This is a genomic window from Mesorhizobium ciceri biovar biserrulae (genome assembly GCF_001618845.1).
In the GTDB taxonomy this organism is placed as follows: domain Bacteria; phylum Pseudomonadota; class Alphaproteobacteria; order Rhizobiales; family Rhizobiaceae; genus Mesorhizobium; species Mesorhizobium ciceri.
On the sequence record NZ_CP015064.1, the window covers coordinates 3,799,455 to 3,815,252 of the forward strand.

Below are 15,798 nucleotides of genomic sequence, written 5' to 3' on the forward strand. Positions count from 1 at the left end.
GACGCGCCTTGCCGCGAGCCGCTGCCGGGCATAGCGTCTCGCCACATCCAGCCGGTCACCAACAGGGTCTGAAATTTGATGTCTGAAACAGCAAAGTCACGCGCTGCAGCGCTTCCTCACCTGCGTCGCAGCGGGCTTGCCATGGGCGATTCCATTCCCCTGCCGCTGACCATGGCCGCCATCTTTCATGCGCCCGGCGACGCCACCGGCTTCAACCAGTACGGGCGATTCAGCAACCCGACCTGGGACGCGGTCGAGCATATGCTGGCCCATCTGGAGGACGCGCCCTGCGTCGCGTTCCCTTCCGGAATGGCGGCAATCTCGGCGGCGTTTTTTGCCGTGCTCAAGGCCGGCGACCGTATCCTGCTGCCATCGGACGGCTATCACACGACACGAGCGCTGGCCGAGCGCTTCCTCAAGCCGCTCGGCATCACCTATGATGTCAGGCCGACTTCGACCTTCCTCGATGGCGGCTTCGATGGCTATCGGCTGGCATTTGTCGAAACCCCTGCCAATCCGGGGCTGGATATCTGCGATATCGCCGCCGTTGCCGATGCTGTCCACAAAACCGGCGCGATTCTTGTGGTCGACAACACGACCATGACCCCTTTCGGCCAACGACCGCTCGACCACGGCGCCGATATCGTCGTTGCCGCCGACACCAAGGCACCCAATGGCCATTCCGACGTGCTGTTCGGCCATGTCGCCAGTCGCAATGCCGATATCATCGCCGCCGTGACCGGCTGGCGCGAAGTTTCCGGCAGCATTCCCGGTCCGTTCGAAGCCTGGCTGGTGCACCGCGGCCTGGAGACACTGGATGTGCGCTTCGATCGCATGTGTTCCTCGGCGGAAGTCATCGCGCGGCGACTGCAGGGCCACAAGGCAATCAGCGGCCTGCGTTATCCCGGGCTTGAAGGCGACCCGTCGCACAACCTAGCCCGCGCCCAGATGGAGCGCTTCGGCTTTCTCATCTCTTTCGAACTCGCCTCGGAAGACAAAGCCGAGGACTTCATCAACAATTGTGCCCTGATGCAGGCCGCGACATCCTTCGGCGGCGTCCACACCTCCGCCGAGCGGCGCCTGAAGCGAGGCGATGCGGTCTCCGCCGGTTTCGTCCGCCTCTCGGTCGGCTGCGAGCCGGTGGAAGAGCTCTGGAAAGCGATCGAGACGTCGCTGGACGGGATCAGCGGCTCCCGGCTCGGATGAACGGCCGGACAGGCTTGAATCAACAGGCGCGCCCGAGGGCGCAACCTGCTGATTTCAAGAGATTTCTCTTGATATCGGGGGAGAGAAATTGCCAGCTGGCCTGTAAGCCGGGTTCTGTATGGCCCTCGTCCCTTGCGAGGCGAGAACGTGGCGGCCATTCATCTTGGGCGCATGTTGCCATGCGCCTCACGCAACCTACCCGGACGGTGAGCCGGAAACAGCCCTCGAGGGTTTCCCCTCGCACCGTCCCTATTCGGTCTTGCTCCCGGTGGGGTTTACCGTGCCGCTCCTGTTGCCAGTCGCGCGGTGGGCTCTTACCCCACCCTTTCACCCTTGCCCCGAATCCGGCAAGCCGGATCGTGGCGGTTTGCTTTCTGTGGCACTTTCCCTGGGGTCGCCCCCGCCGGCCATTAACCGGCACCGTGTTTCCATGGAGCCCGGACTTTCCTCACCCACGACCTTTCGGCGTTTGCGGGTGCGGCCGCCCAGCCAGCTGGCAGAGCGTATAAAGGGGTTCACGCCCGAAAACGCAAACGAAAAAGCTGACTTATGCGGGCGATCCAAGCGCAGCCATCTGCACCTTGACCTTGCCGCAATAGGCTGCCGACACGGGGTTCATCCGCGTTGCGGCGTGCCCGGCATTGTATTTCAGAATGGTGCCGCAGGTCGTGCCGCCACCGAGGCTCCGTGCCATGGCAAGGTATTTCATGCCGTATTTGATGTTGGTGTCGGGATCGAACAGGCCCTTGGCGGAGCCGCTATAGCCCATCATCCGAGCCGTGGCCGGCTTGATCTGCATCAGGCCGATCTCGCCGGCGCTGCCGACGATGTTGGGCCGGTAGTTGCTCTCGATCTTGATGACCGCCGAGGCGAGCGACACGGGCACGCCTTCGATCGCCGCATAGCGGGCAACGATTGCGGAATACTGGCCGCTGCTCGCCACCGCGGCCGTCGACTCCGCCGCGTTCCTGAGGCCGATCGATGCCGTTCTCGTCATGTCGACGGTCTTGCGGCCGCGCTTCGTCTGCCTTTTGGCAATGGACTTCTTCGGTTTGGACCAGCTTGCCTTTTCCGCTTTGGCGGAAGCCCGCTTCGTCTCCGCTTTGGCGGATGCCTGCTTTGTTGCCTTGGCGTCGTGGCCTGCCTTGCCGCTTTTTGCGGATACCACGGGAAACCCTTGATCGGCCCGCGGGCTGAATGACGCTGCATGCGCCGCACTGAAGGCAAAAGTCATTACGCCGGCAGCAAGAGCTGCCGTTAAAACGGTAAATTTCTGCATGTGATCCTGTTCTGTCTGAACCGCGCGAAGATGTTCACGCAGCAACGCCTAACCAACGTCGGAACAACCCGGGGGGCTTGGGGTCCGACATCTACACGTCAGCCGTTTGACGCCCGAATTGGTGTCAAACAAGGCCAGGCAAGTCACTTTGAGTGACAGCCTGTAACTTAAGGATTGGAAAGAATTGCTTGGGAGAGGTCTCCCGGGGATTAGCGCTTCACGGAAGCAAGCAGCCTTTGCAGCGTCCGCAGCGTCGAGCCGTCGGCAACGCCGTCCACCTTGCGCGGCCGGAAATGCCGTTGGAATGCTTCGACCACCGCCTCCGTCTGCCGGTCGAAAACGCCGGATATTTCAACGCCATAGCCGTAGAGCGCCAGCATCGACTGCAACGCTTCGATATCGCCGCCGGTGTCGCCGGTTGTCAGAGTAGCGCCTCGCCTGACGGGGGCGGCCGTAACGAGATGGCCGACACCGGCCTCGAATAGCGTCCGCCACGGAAACTTCTCGCCGGGATCGATTTTGCGCCCCGGCGCAACATCGGAATGCGCGAGTACCCGCTCGGCGGCGATCGAATGCCGACCGGCGATCCCCCGGCACAGCCCGATCACGGCATCGATCTGCCGCCGGGGAAAACCGGGATAGCCCAGCGAATGCCCGGGATTGACGATCTCGATGCCGACGGAACAGGAATTGATGTCGGCGCGTCCGAACCACGAACTCTTGCCGGCATGCCAGGCGCGGTCGCTTTCCCTGACCATCTGCACGATATGGCCATTCTCGTGGACCAGATAATGCGACGAGACCTCGCTGGCCGGATCGCAAAGCCAGGCCTCGGCCCCGGCGCCGGTCGCCATGCCGGTGTAGTGCAGCACGATCATGTCAGGCCTGGGTGTCTCGCGCCGCGGGCCGAAATTCGGCGATAACCTGACTTCGGCACGTGGCTCGTCGGGCAGAAAGCCGCTCATGCGTGGCGCAGGCCCCGCTCGATCATCTCGTAGGCGGCGTTGATCGCCGCCACCCTGGTGGTCGCGATCTTGATGAATTCCTGAGGCAGGCCGCGCGCGATCAGCCGATCCGGATGATTGTCGGAAACCAGCTTGCGATAGCGTTTCCTGACCTCTTCGAATGGCTTGCCGCGCTCGATGCCCAGCACGACATAGGGATCCCCGGCGCCGAGATTGACGTGCCGGGCCATGATGGCTTCGTAATGCGCTTCGTCGATGCGGAAAATCTCGGCGATGCGGTGCAGGAAATGGCCTTCGCGCTCGTGCACCAGCCCGTCGGCCTTGGCGATATGGAACAGACCGTCGAGTATGTCTTCAAGCATCACGCAGTTGGAATGGCCCGAACCGCACATCTGGGCCATCCGCTCGGCATAGGTTTCGAAACCGGCCACGTCGCGCTGGGCGAGATCGAACAGCCGCGCCACGTTGCGCGTCTCCTTCGGCGGCACTTCGAATATCTCCTGGAAGGCGCGCACCTCGTCCTGGGTGACGATGCCATCGGCTTTGGCCATCTTGGCCGACAGCGCGATCATCGCCACCGAAAAGGCGACACGCCGGCGCAAATCCGCATCGCCGGAGAAAACCGTACGCACAGCCTCGACAACGTCGGCGACACCCGACGAGGTTGAGGATGAAACGCGGGTGATGAACTCGCCGAGGCGATCCCAAATCGACATGGCCTGCTTCTTAGAGCCACCGCTCCCTCCTATCAAGCCGGGACAGTGCCGCAGGCTTTGCGCGACAAATCGATCCGGCGCGCGAGAGGGATTGGCCCACGGCGCTCGGACGACATGAGAAAGGCCGGCGCGAGCCGGCCTTCCTCATTCATCACAAGAAGTACTGCTTGCTCACTACTGCGCGGGCGCAGGAGCTGGTGTTGCCGGAGCCGGCTCGGCGGGCTTCTCGGGTGTGATGCTCTTCGTGGTCGAATTATCCGTTGCCGGAGGCGTCGCGGCCGGCGGCGTGGCTTCCGGGGTGGCCGGCTTCATCGGTTCCTCCGTGGCCGGCGGGTTGGTGCTCTGGGTGGTGGTGTTGTCCGTACCGCTGTCACTGCAGGCGGCGACGCCAAGCAAGGCCAAACCGGAAACGGACGCGAGAATGAGCTTTTTCATTTGTCTCTCCTTCAACACACGCTCACGTTGCCGTGAGCGGTCGAAGGACAAATGCGTCAGCCGGCCATGAGTTTCGTAACGTTGCGTTTCCGCATGTAACATCGTCTGGTTCATTTGCGATTGCCGCTCAGGCCGTAGCGAACTAACAGCATGTGCCGAAACACCGATCGAACAGAAGAGCGCCAGGGGCTGTCATGACCGAAAAATGGGATTTCTGGATCGACCGCGGCGGCACATTCACCGATATCATCGGCCGAGATCCGGAAGGCGGGCTGCACCCGCGCAAGCTTCTCTCCGAAAATCCCGAAGCCTATAACGATGCCGCCATCCAGGGCATTCGCGACCTTCTTGGCTTGTCGGCCGGCGACACGATCCCGAGCGGCCTGATCGGCGACATCAAGATGGGCACCACGGTCGCCACAAATGCGCTGCTGGAGCGCAAGGGCGACCGCGTGCTTTTGCTCATCACCAAGGGCTTCCGCGATGCGCTGAAGATCGCCTACCAGGCGCGCCCGGACATCTTCGCCAAGGAGATCATCCTTCCCGAACAGCTCTACGAGCGCGTCATCGAAATCAACGAGCGTGTGTGCGCCGATGGCTGCGTCGAACAATTGCTCGATATCGCCGCCTGCCGGCCGGCGATCGAACAGGCCAGGGCCGATGGCATCGATGCGGTCGCCATCGTCTTCATGCACGCCTGGAAATACCCCGACCACGAGAAGGCGGTGGCGAAAGTCTGCCGCAAACTCGGTTTCAGCCAGGTCTCGGTCAGCCATGAGGTCTCGCCGCTGATCAAGCTGGTCGGCCGCGGCGACACCGCGGTGGTCGACGCCTATTTGTCGCCGATCCTGTCGCGCTATGTGCAAAGGGTGGCGGGAGAGTTGGGTGCGGCGCCAAGCTCCCCCCTTGTGGGGGAGAGCGATCAATTTCCCCGCCTGATGTTCATGATGTCGTCGGGCGGTCTCACCGCCGCCGACATGTTCCAGGGCAAGGACGCACTGCTGTCAGGACCAGCCGGCGGCGTCGTCGGCATGGTCGAGACGGCCAGGCTCGCCGGCTTCGACAAGGTCATCGGTTTCGACATGGGCGGCACCTCGACCGACGTCGCTCACTATGACGGCGAATATGAGCGCGCCTTCGACACCGAGGTCGCCGGCGTGCGCATCCGCGCGCCGATGATGCGCATCCATACCGTCGCCGCCGGCGGCGGCTCGATCCTGCACTACGAGGCCAGCCGCTTCCGGGCCGGGCCGGATTCGGCTGGCGCCAATCCCGGCCCGGCAGCCTACCGGCGCGGCGGCCCGCTCGCCGTCACCGACGCCAATGTGATGCTGGGCAAGCTGCAGCCCGATTTCTTCCCGGCCATTTTCGGACCCGGCCAGGACCAGACGCTCGACGTCGAGACGGTACGGGCAAAATTCGCCGCACTCGCCGCCGAAATCGGCGACGGCCGGTCGCCCGAGACTGTCGCCGAGGGCTTCGTCACCATCGCCGTCGAAAACATGGCCAATGCTATCAAGAAGATCTCCGTGCAGCGCGGCTACGACGTCACCGAATATCTTTTGAACTGTTTTGGCGGCGCCGGCGGCCAGCACGCTTGCCTGGTCGCCGATGCGCTCGGCATGGAAGCGGTGCTGATCCATCCCTTCTCAGGTCTTCTGTCGGCTTATGGCATCGGCCTGTCCTCGGTCTTTGCCTCGCGCCAGCAGGCGCTGCTGAAACCGCTTGCCGAAGAGTCCAGAACGGAGATCGGCAACCTCATTGCCATCTTGAGAAAAGCCGTTGTCGCCGAACTCGCGGCGCAAGGCATCGGCGAGGATACGGTCGCCACGAAGTCGGTGCTGCACATTCGCTACGACGGCACCGACACGACACTGCCGGTGAATTTCGAGGCGGATTCGATTTTCCAGGCCAGGCGCGATTTTGAAATCGCCCACAAGGCGCAGTTCGGTTTCGTCTATGACGACAAGCCGATGATCGTCGAGACCGTCGGCGTCGAAGGCACCGACACCGGCGGTACTGGGCGCGACGAAACTGAATCGCGAACCGAAGACCTTGCCGTAAGCCCTTCACAGACCCGCGAAATCTTCACCGAGGGAGAGTGGCGCACTTCACCCATCTTCCGCCGCGAGGCGCTGAAGCCGGGAAACCGGGTTGCGGGACCTGCCTTGATTATCGAGCCGAACCAGACAATCGTCATCGAGCCGGGCTGGCTGGCCGAAATCACCGCCAGGAACCATGTGCTCCTGCGCCGCGTCGAGAAAAAGCGCCGGCAGGCAGCGCTCGGCACCGAGGCCGATCCGGTCATGCTGGAGGTCTTCAACAACCTCTTCATGTCGATCGCCGAGCAGATGGGCGTCACGCTGCAGAACACCGCCTATTCCGTCAACATCAAGGAACGGCTGGATTTTTCCTGCGCCGTCTTCGACCGTACCGGCGCGCTGGTCGCCAATGCGCCGCACATGCCGGTGCATCTCGGCTCGATGGACCGCTCGGTCGAAACCATCATCCGGCTGAATTCCGGCGACATCCACCCCGGCGACGTCTTTGCCCTCAACGCACCCTACAATGGCGGCACGCATCTGCCGGACATCACTGTCGTGACGCCGGTCTTCGATGATGCCAAGGAAAGAATCCTGTTCTGGGCCGCCTCGCGCGGCCATCATGCCGATATCGGTGGCACGGCACCCGGCTCGATGACGCCGCTCGCCACCACGGTCGACGAGGAAGGCGTGCTGTTCGACAATTTCCGCATCGTCGACCGTGGCCGCTTCCGCGAGAAGGAGCTGGAAACGCTGCTCACCGATCACCGCTACCCGGCCCGCAATCCGCACCAGAACATCGCCGACCTCAAGGCGCAGATCGCCGCCAACGAGAAGGGCGTAGCCGAACTGCGCAAGATGGTTACGCATTTCGGCCTCGATGTCGTCGAGGCCTATATGGGCCATGTCCAGGACAATGCCGCCGAAAGCGTGCGCCGCGTGCTGGAGCGGCTGCCGGATAGTTCTGAGTACGAATACCCGACCGACACCGGCCAGATCATCAAGGTGAAGATCACGGTCGACCGGCAAAAGCGCGAGGCGACGGTAGACTTCACCGGCACCTCGCCGGTGATGAAGAACAATTTCAACGCGCCCGAGCCGGTGGCCCGCGCCGCCGTGCTCTACGCCTTCCGCGTCATGGTCGAGGATATGATCCCGATGAATGCCGGGTGCCTGCGGCCCATCAAGATCATCATTCCCGATGGCTGCATGCTGAAACCCGCCTACCCCGCCGCCGTCGTCGCCGGCAATGTCGAGACCTCGCAGCATGTCACCAACGCGCTGTTCGGCGCCATGGGCGCCATGGCCAACGCCCAAGGCACGATGAACAACCTGACCTTCGGCAACAAGACGTATCAATATTACGAGACGATCTGCTCCGGCTCGCCGGCCGGCCAGATGAACTCGGGCCGCGGCTTTGCCGGCACCTCCGGCGTCCACACCCACATGACCAATTCGCGCCTCACCGATCCCGAAGTGCTGGAGCTGCGCTTTCCCGTTCTGCTGGAGGATTTCCACATTCGGGAAGATTCCGGCGGCAAGGGCAGATGGAGCGCCGGCGACGGCACCAAACGCACCATCCGCTTCCTCGAAAAGATGGAATGCGCGATCCTGTCCTCGCACCGCAACCGGCCGCCGCAAGGGCTGGACGGAGGCGGTGATGGCGAGGTCGGCTCGACCAAGATCCGCCGCAAGGACGGCACGATCGACCTGCTGAAAGCCTGCGACCAGACCGTGCTGCAGGCAGGAGACGCCGTCATCCTGACGACGCCGACGCCGGGGGGATTTGGTAAACCGTAAGAAGAGGCGTCAACAGGCTGTCACCGGCCTGTCATGGCCCTGCGCTACCCGCTTGCGGCAAAGCAAATGGGGAATCATCTTGCCATGACGGACGTTTCCGCAGATCTGGTTTTTCGCCGCGGCAAGGAAGTTGGAAAGGCCGTCTACCAGAACCGCCCGCTGTCGAAGGCCGGCATTTCGGAGCGGCTGTTCGCCTTCCTGTTCTCCGGCCTCGTCTATCCGCAGATCTGGGAAGACCCCGATGTCGACATGGAGGCGATGCAGCTTGGCCAGGGCCACCGCGTCGTCACTATCGCCTCCGGCGGCTGCAACATCCTGGCCTACCTCACGCGCTCGCCGGCCCGGGTCGACGCCGTCGACCTCAACACCGCGCACATCGCGCTGAACCGCATGAAGCTGGAGGCGGTGCGCCATTTGCCATCGCAGGGCGACCTGTTCCGCTTCTTCGGCGCCGCCGACACCAGCCACAATTCGAGAGCGTATGACCGTTTCATCGCGCCGCATCTCGATCCTGTCAGCCGTCACTACTGGGAGCGCCGCAACTGGCGCGGCCGCCGTAGGATCACTGTGTTCGACCGCAATTTCTACCAGACCGGCCTGCTCGGCCTGTTCATCGCCATGGGCCATCGCACGGGAAAATTCTTCGGCGTCGACCCAGCCGGCATCATGCAGGCCAGGAACATCGGCGAGCAGCGCCGCTTCTTCAACGAGGAGTTGGCGCCGGTCTTCGACAACAAGCTTTTGAGATGGGCGACGTCGCGCAAGGCTTCACTGTTCGGCCTCGGCATTCCACCGGCGCAGTACGATTCGCTGATCACTTCTGGCGACGGCACCATGGCCAGCGTGCTGAAAGCCCGGCTGGAAAAACTCGCTTGCGATTTTCCGCTGGAGAATAACTACTTCGCCTGGCAGGCCTTTGCCCGCCGCTATCCGAACCCCGGCGAGGCCGCCCTGCCCGCCTATCTCGAAAAGCAGAATTACGAGACCATCCGCGGCAATGTCGGCCGCGTCGCCATCCACCATGCCAATCTGATCGAGTTTCTCGCCGGCAAGGATGCAGGCACGGTCGACCGCTTCGTCCTGCTCGACGCACAGGACTGGATGACCGACGATCAGCTCAACGCGCTGTGGGCGGAAATCACCCGCACGGCTTCGACCGGCGCCCGCGTCATCTTCCGCACCGCCGCCGAGCCCAGCCTGCTGCCGGGTCGCGTCTCCAGCTCGCTGCTCGACCAATGGGACTATCAGGACCAGGCTTCGCGCGAATTTTCGGCCCGCGACCGCTCGGCCATCTATGGCGGCTTCCACCTCTACGTGAAGCGCGCGGCATGAGCACCAGCGAGTTGCCGGCCAGCCCCGAATTCAAGGCCAGCCATGCCGAACTGATGGACGGCGTCTACCGCTGGCAGCGCCACATCTACGACCTGACCCGCAAATACTACCTGCTCGGCCGCGACCCAATGATCTCGGGGCTCGACGTGCCTGTCGGTGGCACCGTGCTGGAACTCGGCTGCGGCACCGGCCGCAACGTCATCCTCGCCGCCCGCCGCTATCCCGACGCGCGCTTTTTCGGCCTCGATATTTCGGCCGAAATGCTGGAGACGGCCGGAAAGGCGATCGACCGCGAGGGCCTGTCCGGTCGCGTCATATTGGCTAGGGGCGATGCCACCGATTTCGATGCCCGTGCACTCTTCCATGTCGAACGCTTCGACCGTGTCTTCGTGTCCTATTCGCTGTCGATGATCCCCGGCTGGGAAAAAACAGTATCGGCGGCACTTGCCGCCCTGTCGCCGAACGGTTCGCTGCACATCGTCGATTTCGGCCAGCAAGAAGGGCTGCCCGGCTGGTTCCGTGCGCTGCTGCGCGGCTGGCTGAAAAAATTCCACGTCGCGCCGCGTGAATCGTTGCGCGAAGTGCTGGAATCGGAATCTCGGCGAACCGGCGCAAGCTTCCGTTTCCGCACGCTTTATCGCGGCTATGCCTGGCTGGCGGTTATCGGGCGGCGCGGCTAGCCAAGGTGAAACCGCCATTTGCAGGCCGACCTCACCTGAATGTCAATGCACCTTAATGCAGCGCCTTCATCAGCGCCCCCACCATCGTCTGCGGCCGATAGCCAAGCTTGGCAGGCGTCAGCCCCAGCCGCACCACCACCAACTGCTCCGAGGGAATGATGGCAACCGTCTGCCCGTCATGGCCTTCCATCCAGTACGTGTCCTTGGGCAGGCCTGCCGCGACGCCGGCGCCGGGGTTTTCCTCATCGCCCGGGGCCTCGATCCACAATTGGCCCTTGCCGTAGACCTTCGAGGCGGATGCCGGCTCTCGCATCCAGTCGACGAAACCGGCCGGCAGGATCTGGTTGCCGTTCCACACCCCGCCTTGCAGCAGGAACTGGCCGAAGCGCGCCCAGTCATGCGCGGTTGCGTAGAGATAGGACGAGCCGACGAAGGTGCCCTGCTCGTCCGTTTCAAGCACCGCGCTGTGCATGCCGAGCGGCTCGAATAGCGCCGTGCGCGGCCACGTCAGCGCCCTGGCCTTGTCGCCGACCGCGTCCTGCCAGAGGCGCGACAGCATCACCGCCGTGCCGCTCGAATAGGAAAACTGTTTGCCGACCTCTGCAGCCAGCGGCTTGGATTCGGCAAAGCCCGCCATGTCAGGTTCGAGATAGAGCATGCGCGTGACGTCGGCGACGTCGCCATAATCCTCGTTGAACTCCAGCCCGCTCGACATCGCCATCATGTCGGCAAGGCTGATCGCGGCGCGGCCGTCCGCCTTCCACGGCGCGAACAGGTTTTTGTTGTCGAAAGCCATCTTGCCGTCCTTGACCAACGTACCGACGATGGCGGCATTCACCGTTTTGGTCATCGACCAGCCGAGCAGCGGCGTCCTGGCGGAAAAGCCATCGCCGTAGCGCTCGGCGACGACACGGCCATTCTTGACCACCACGACCGCGCGCATGCCGGTGCCGATCAGCGCCGCATCGTCCAGCAGCTTGGCAACAACCGGATCCTGTGATGCCTCGACCCGTTCGCCTTCCGGCCACAGGTCGCCCATGGTGACTGCGGACGGCTCCGCTTGGATCGCGGTCCGCCGCACCTTTCCTACGTCGCCGTCCGGAACCGAAGCGCAGCCAAGCCCGTCGCGGGCTACGGCGACGCTCTTGCCGAGGAAACCGAACAGGCCGGCAGACACCGTTCCCCTGTTCTTGTCCACCGAAACCCGCATTAACCGCAGCAGGGGATGCCCGGGTGCCTGCACGTCGACGGCCAGCACCTCATTGGGATCGCGGCCGGCGATAAAAACGTTCGAACAGACGATCTTGGCCGAGTAGCCCGAGCCGACCCTGATCAACTCCGGTGGCGCGATATAAAGCCAGGCAAAAAGTGCTGCGACCGCCAGGACGATCAGGCCAAGCAGCCATTTGACGATCTTGACCACGATCCGCATTTATTTCCTCCGGGCCCTGCCCGACCCTTATGTCATCGATTTGCCGCCATTGCTTCCGCAAAATCACAATGCTTGTCGAGCGTCATCAACGGATTATCAACCATGATCGGCGATCACAGGATATGCTGAGCGATGCTGTGGGGCGATCGTTCGGAGGGGGCCCGATCACAAAGCAGGCCAACAGTGTAGAGACCCATCAGCGACCGGCTGAATCCGGCTCGGGAATTGCGATGCGCCGTCTTGCGGGCCTGATCATGCTAGCGCTGCTTGGTGCTTGCTCGACCGTCGACGATCTCTCGCCGCTGTCGCCATCCGCTTCGAGCAGCCCGACGGTTGCCGTGCGCGCGCCGCGCTTTGCCGACTCCAAGCCGCATGAATGGGAGAGCGGCGCGCCGTGGAACTATGCCGTCCACGGCACCGATGTTTCCAAATACCAGACCTCGGTCGACTGGCCGGCTGCCAGGGCCAGCGGCATCTCCTTCGCCTTCATCAAGGCGACTGAGGGCGGCGACCGTTTCGACGAGTATTTCAGCGAGCATTGGGCGCGCACGAAGGCCAACGGGATTCCGCGAGCCGCCTATCATTTCTATTATTTCTGCACCCCGGCTGCCGTTCAGGCGCGCTGGTTCATCCGCAACGTCCCCGTCGATCGCTCGGCGATGCCGCCGGTCCTCGACATGGAATGGAACCCGCAATCGCCGACCTGCAGGCTGCGTCCCGACGCCGCCACGGTGCGCGCGGAGATGACCACCTTCCTCGAAATCGTCGAACGCCATTACGGCAAGAAGCCGATCATCTACACTTCCGTCGACTTCTTCGACGACAACGGGCTGTCGGGGTTCCGCGGCTATCCCTACTGGCTGCGTTCCGTCGCCGGCCATCCGCGTGAGAAATACGGCAGCCACCCCTTCACCTTCTGGCAGTACACCGGAACCGGCATCGTTCCCGGCATGACCGGCAAGTCCGACATCAACGTCTTCAACGGCAGCGAAGCCGCCTGGAACAAATGGCTGCGGCAGAACACCCGTTGACGTCAGGTTCAACGGCAGCACCGCCCTGGATCAAAAGCACTCCAGCAGAGCTTCCGTTGAACCGGTTTAACGGCAGCACCGCCCTGGATCAAATCACTCCAGCAGAGCTTCCGTTGAACCGGTGCAACGGCAGCACTGCCCTGCATCAAATCACTCCAGCAGAGAAGCTGCCGCAGAACACCGTTGACACCGGGCCTGCCGCCTGCTTTTCGACACAGCCAGCGGTAAAGAGTGCAACCGCCGGTAATTCAGGGCGTTGGGCTTCCCGGGGGGGAGCACAACAAATGACCCCCTGTTCGTTTCGAAAGGAAGCTGATGCGACTGCGTTCCAAAGTCCTCGCGGCTGCGCTGACCCTGTGCGCCACGGCCTTGCCGGCGATGGCGCAGGAATGCGGCGGCGACTTCGAATCCTGGAAGCAGGGCGTCGCCGCGGAAGCCAAGGCGGCCGGCGTAGGTACAGTGGGTCTCGACGCCCTTGAAGCGGCAACCTTAGATGACAAGGTGTTGGCGCGCGACCGCGCCCAGGGCGTCTTCACCCAAACCTTTGTCGAGTTTTCCAACCGGATGATCTCGGCCTATCGCCTGAAGCAAGGTGCGGCGAACATGAAGAAATACGCGGATGTCTTCGCCCGCGCCGACCAGCAGTTCGGCGTCCAGGCGCCGATCGTCGCCGCCTTCTGGGCGCTGGAGACCGATTTCGGCGCCGTGCAGGGCGACTTCCACACGCTGAGCGCCTTGGTGACGCTTTCCCATGATTGCCGCCGGCCGCAGCTCTTCCGGCAACAGCTGGTGCCGCTTCTGGAACTGATCGATCGCGGCGTGCTGCCGGCCGATGTCAGGGGCGCCTGGGCCGGCGAGATCGGCCAGACGCAGATCCTGCCCTCCGACTATCTGGCACGCGGCGTCGACGGCGACGGCGACGGCAAGATCGACCTGCGCGGCAGCGTGCCTGATGTGATCATGACCACTGCCAACAAGGTGCTGTCGCGCGGCTGGAAACGCGACCAGCCCTGGATCCAGGAAGTCCGCGTGCCCGAAGACATGCCGTGGGATCAGACCGGTCGCACCAACAAGCTGCCGCTGTCGCAGTGGGCGCAATGGGGCGTCACCTACCCCAGCGGCGCGCCGCTGGTCGATAACGGCCTGAAAGCAGGCCTCGCGCTGCCGATGGGCCGCAAGGGGCCAGCCTTCCTCGCCTACGACAATTTCGACGTTTATCTCGAATGGAACCAGTCCTTCACCTATGCGCTGACGGCAGCCAACCTTGCCGCACGGCTGGCAGGCGCGCCGCCGTTGGACCCGCGCAATCCCGAGACCGGTCTCAACAATGAGCAGATGAAGGCATTGCAGACCAAGCTGGAAGCCAAGGGCTACGATGTCGGCACCGTCGACGGCATTTTGGGTACCAACACCCGCGAGGCGATCCGCAAGGAGCAGACGCGGCTAGGTTTGCCGGTGGATGGCTGGCCGACGCCGGAGCTGTTGGGAAAATTATAGGGCAATAGGGCAAATTAGCCCGAAGCAGTGACTGCCGCCACCCCTATTCCCCTATTCCCCTATTCCCCTACTGCCTTATTCCCCTCAATCCGCCATCGTCTCCAAACTGGCAAACCCCTGTGGCGCGTCGCCCTCGTCGAACGGCGTCGTCACCTCGACGAAGGTGTCGGGATAGAAGCCGTTGAAGCGGGTCCTCAGCGACAGCGAATAGGCGCCGATATGGCCGATCTCGATCCAGTCGCCGGTATCGACCGTTTCCGGCAGCCAGAACGGCCGCGACAGGATGTCGACGGAATCGCAGGTCGCGCCGCAGACCTTGAACGGCACGATGTTCTTCTCCTCGCCATTGCGCGAGCGGATCGCCGGGTCGGGAATGAAGCGCGCCGGCAGCGTGATCTTGCCGGTCCATGAATCCGACAGCGATGCCCAGATGCCGTCATTGATGTAGAGCCGCTTGCCCTTGCGCAGCAACACCCGCACGATCAGCGACAGGCAGCGCGCCACGATCACCCTGCCGGGCTCAGCCACCAGCGGCATCTGGTCGAACTGATACTCTTTCAGATCGCCCGACAGCCGCGACATGATCTGGCCAAGCGACGGCATCTCGATCTGCTTGCGATTGGGGTCGTGGCCGTATTCGGCGGGGAAACCGCCGCCGACATCGAGCCCGGCAATATCGAAGGTCAGCCGGTTGCGCACCCAGTCGGCGGAAGCCAGCGCCCGCTCATAGGTGTCGGGATCCTCGATCTGGCTGCCGACATGGAAGCACAGGCCGACCTTGTAGCCGGTACGGTTCAGCCGCTCCGCGAGCTCGACGGCATAGGCCGGCCCGGCGCCGAACTTCTTCGACAGTTCGTAGGCGGCATGCCCCTTGGTCTGCACCCGCACGAACACGCTGATCGAGCCCGGATCGATGTCGAGAGCCCGCACCACTCGCGTCAGCTTGGTGATCTCGTCCTCCTGATCGAGCGAAATGACGCGGATGGCGTATTTCTCCAGCGCCAGCTTGATGTCCGACTGCGCCTTGACCGGGTGCATGTAGAGCATCTCGGCATCGGGGGAAACGGCACGCACGGCGGCGAACTCGCCCGGCGAAGCGACGTCGAAAGCCTTGACGCCGGCTTCGACCAGCGTCTTCAGCACGATCTGCTCGCCATTGGTCTTGACCGCATAGGCGGTCTTGCCGGGGAACATGCCCATGAACTGCCTGGCATCCGCCATCAGCACTTGCGGGCGGAAGCAATAGACCGGATCGTCCGGACGAAGCGCCAGTGCCGCCTCGCGGGCATTCTCGAATCGCTGCATGGACGAATCCTCACTTCGGCTGCGCACAATTAATCCAAGCTAGCGGCTAATGAAAACAATTCTGTGTCTCGTGCGGCT

12 protein-coding genes and 1 other RNA gene are annotated in these 15,798 nt (G+C 63.2%); 6 read left to right on the forward strand and 7 right to left on the reverse strand.

The annotated features are described in order from the left end of the window. The first annotated feature begins 78 nt into the window (after window positions 1-78). Window positions 79-1,206, forward strand: coding sequence for a cystathionine gamma-lyase (locus A4R29_RS17800; RefSeq protein ID WP_063172492.1), 1,128 nt, complete (start codon window positions 79-81; stop codon window positions 1,204-1,206). A gap of 87 nt (window positions 1,207-1,293) precedes the next feature. Here A4R29_RS17800 and rnpB read toward each other — a convergent pair. The 5 genes from rnpB to A4R29_RS17825 form a co-directional block, all read right to left on the reverse strand. After that, window positions 1,294-1,703: RNase P RNA component class A (gene rnpB / locus A4R29_RS17805), an RNA gene on the reverse strand. Window positions 1,704-1,753: 50 nt separating this feature from the next. Then, complete coding sequence (locus tag A4R29_RS17810; protein ID WP_013530946.1) at window positions 1,754-2,485, reverse strand: lytic transglycosylase domain-containing protein; 732 nt, start codon at window positions 2,483-2,485, stop codon at window positions 1,754-1,756. A gap of 209 nt (window positions 2,486-2,694) precedes the next feature. Beyond that, window positions 2,695-3,450 carry an N-acetylmuramoyl-L-alanine amidase gene (locus A4R29_RS17815; protein WP_063172493.1) on the reverse strand — a complete coding sequence of 252 codons (756 nt, stop codon included), beginning with the start codon at window positions 3,448-3,450 and terminating at the stop codon, window positions 2,695-2,697. Continuing rightward, complete coding sequence (locus A4R29_RS17820; protein ID WP_063172494.1) at window positions 3,447-4,166, reverse strand: J domain-containing protein; 720 nt, start codon at window positions 4,164-4,166, stop codon at window positions 3,447-3,449. The genes A4R29_RS17815 and A4R29_RS17820 overlap by 4 nt, the downstream gene beginning before the upstream one ends. A 174-nt stretch (window positions 4,167-4,340) precedes the next feature. Next, window positions 4,341-4,601, reverse strand: a complete 261-nt coding sequence (locus A4R29_RS17825; RefSeq protein WP_063173721.1) for a hypothetical protein — start codon at window positions 4,599-4,601, stop codon at window positions 4,341-4,343. Window positions 4,602-4,795: 194 nt separating this feature from the next. Between A4R29_RS17825 and A4R29_RS17830 the strand changes: the two genes are divergently transcribed. The 3 genes from A4R29_RS17830 to A4R29_RS17840 are packed head-to-tail and all read left to right on the forward strand — an operon-like array spanning window position 4,796 to window position 10,455. After that, window positions 4,796-8,443: a hydantoinase B/oxoprolinase family protein gene (locus A4R29_RS17830; RefSeq protein WP_063172495.1), complete on the forward strand. Its 3,648-nt coding sequence runs from the start codon at window positions 4,796-4,798 to the stop codon at window positions 8,441-8,443. Between the two features lie 33 nt (window positions 8,444-8,476). Next, a complete protein-coding gene (locus tag A4R29_RS17835; protein WP_063172496.1) occupies window positions 8,477-9,775 on the forward strand; it encodes a BtaA family protein in 1,299 nt (432 codons plus the stop codon). Further along, window positions 9,772-10,455, forward strand: a complete 684-nt coding sequence (locus A4R29_RS17840; protein WP_063172497.1) for a class I SAM-dependent methyltransferase — start codon at window positions 9,772-9,774, stop codon at window positions 10,453-10,455. The genes A4R29_RS17835 and A4R29_RS17840 overlap by 4 nt, the downstream gene beginning before the upstream one ends. 52 nt (window positions 10,456-10,507) lie before the next feature. On the opposite strand, the gene A4R29_RS17845 is transcribed toward A4R29_RS17840, so the two are convergent. Beyond that, window positions 10,508-11,887, reverse strand: a complete 1,380-nt coding sequence (locus A4R29_RS17845; protein ID WP_063168488.1) for a serine hydrolase domain-containing protein — start codon at window positions 11,885-11,887, stop codon at window positions 10,508-10,510. A gap of 230 nt (window positions 11,888-12,117) precedes the next feature. Between A4R29_RS17845 and A4R29_RS17850 the strand changes: the two genes are divergently transcribed. Continuing rightward, window positions 12,118-12,918 (forward strand): glycoside hydrolase family 25 protein, encoded by an 801-nt coding sequence (locus A4R29_RS17850; protein ID WP_013530938.1) that lies wholly within the window; start codon window positions 12,118-12,120, stop codon window positions 12,916-12,918. Between the two features lie 315 nt (window positions 12,919-13,233). Continuing rightward, a complete protein-coding gene (locus tag A4R29_RS17855) occupies window positions 13,234-14,415 on the forward strand; it encodes a lytic murein transglycosylase (RefSeq protein WP_063172498.1) in 1,182 nt (393 codons plus the stop codon). 84 nt (window positions 14,416-14,499) lie between these two features. On the opposite strand, the gene A4R29_RS17860 is transcribed toward A4R29_RS17855, so the two are convergent. Further along, complete coding sequence (locus tag A4R29_RS17860) at window positions 14,500-15,720, reverse strand: alanine racemase (protein WP_063172499.1); 1,221 nt, start codon at window positions 15,718-15,720, stop codon at window positions 14,500-14,502. Window positions 15,721-15,798 lie beyond the last annotated feature (78 nt).

Excerpts from the sequence above, each read along its gene's own strand:
- A4R29_RS17825 (WP_063173721.1), bottom strand. The coding sequence starts at position 4,601 with ATGAAAAAGCTCATTCTCGCGTCCGTTTCCGGTTTGGCCTTGCTTGGC.
- A4R29_RS17810 (WP_013530946.1), bottom strand. The coding sequence starts at position 2,485 with ATGCAGAAATTTACCGTTTTAACGGCAGCTCTTGCTGCCGGCGTAATG.
- A4R29_RS17820 (WP_063172494.1), bottom strand. The coding sequence starts at position 4,166 with ATGTCGATTTGGGATCGCCTCGGCGAGTTCATCACCCGCGTTTCATCC.
- A4R29_RS17830 (WP_063172495.1), top strand. The coding sequence starts at position 4,796 with ATGACCGAAAAATGGGATTTCTGGATCGACCGCGGCGGCACATTCACC.
- A4R29_RS17845 (WP_063168488.1), bottom strand. The coding sequence starts at position 11,887 with ATGCGGATCGTGGTCAAGATCGTCAAATGGCTGCTTGGCCTGATCGTC.
- A4R29_RS17835 (WP_063172496.1), top strand. The coding sequence starts at position 8,477 with ATGGCCCTGCGCTACCCGCTTGCGGCAAAGCAAATGGGGAATCATCTT.
- A4R29_RS17800 (WP_063172492.1), top strand. The coding sequence starts at position 79 with ATGTCTGAAACAGCAAAGTCACGCGCTGCAGCGCTTCCTCACCTGCGT.
- A4R29_RS17860 (WP_063172499.1), bottom strand. The coding sequence starts at position 15,720 with ATGCAGCGATTCGAGAATGCCCGCGAGGCGGCACTGGCGCTTCGTCCG.
- A4R29_RS17850 (WP_013530938.1), top strand. The coding sequence starts at position 12,118 with ATGCGCCGTCTTGCGGGCCTGATCATGCTAGCGCTGCTTGGTGCTTGC.
- A4R29_RS17855 (WP_063172498.1), top strand. The coding sequence starts at position 13,234 with ATGCGACTGCGTTCCAAAGTCCTCGCGGCTGCGCTGACCCTGTGCGCC.
- A4R29_RS17815 (WP_063172493.1), bottom strand. The coding sequence starts at position 3,450 with ATGAGCGGCTTTCTGCCCGACGAGCCACGTGCCGAAGTCAGGTTATCG.
- A4R29_RS17840 (WP_063172497.1), top strand. The coding sequence starts at position 9,772 with ATGAGCACCAGCGAGTTGCCGGCCAGCCCCGAATTCAAGGCCAGCCAT.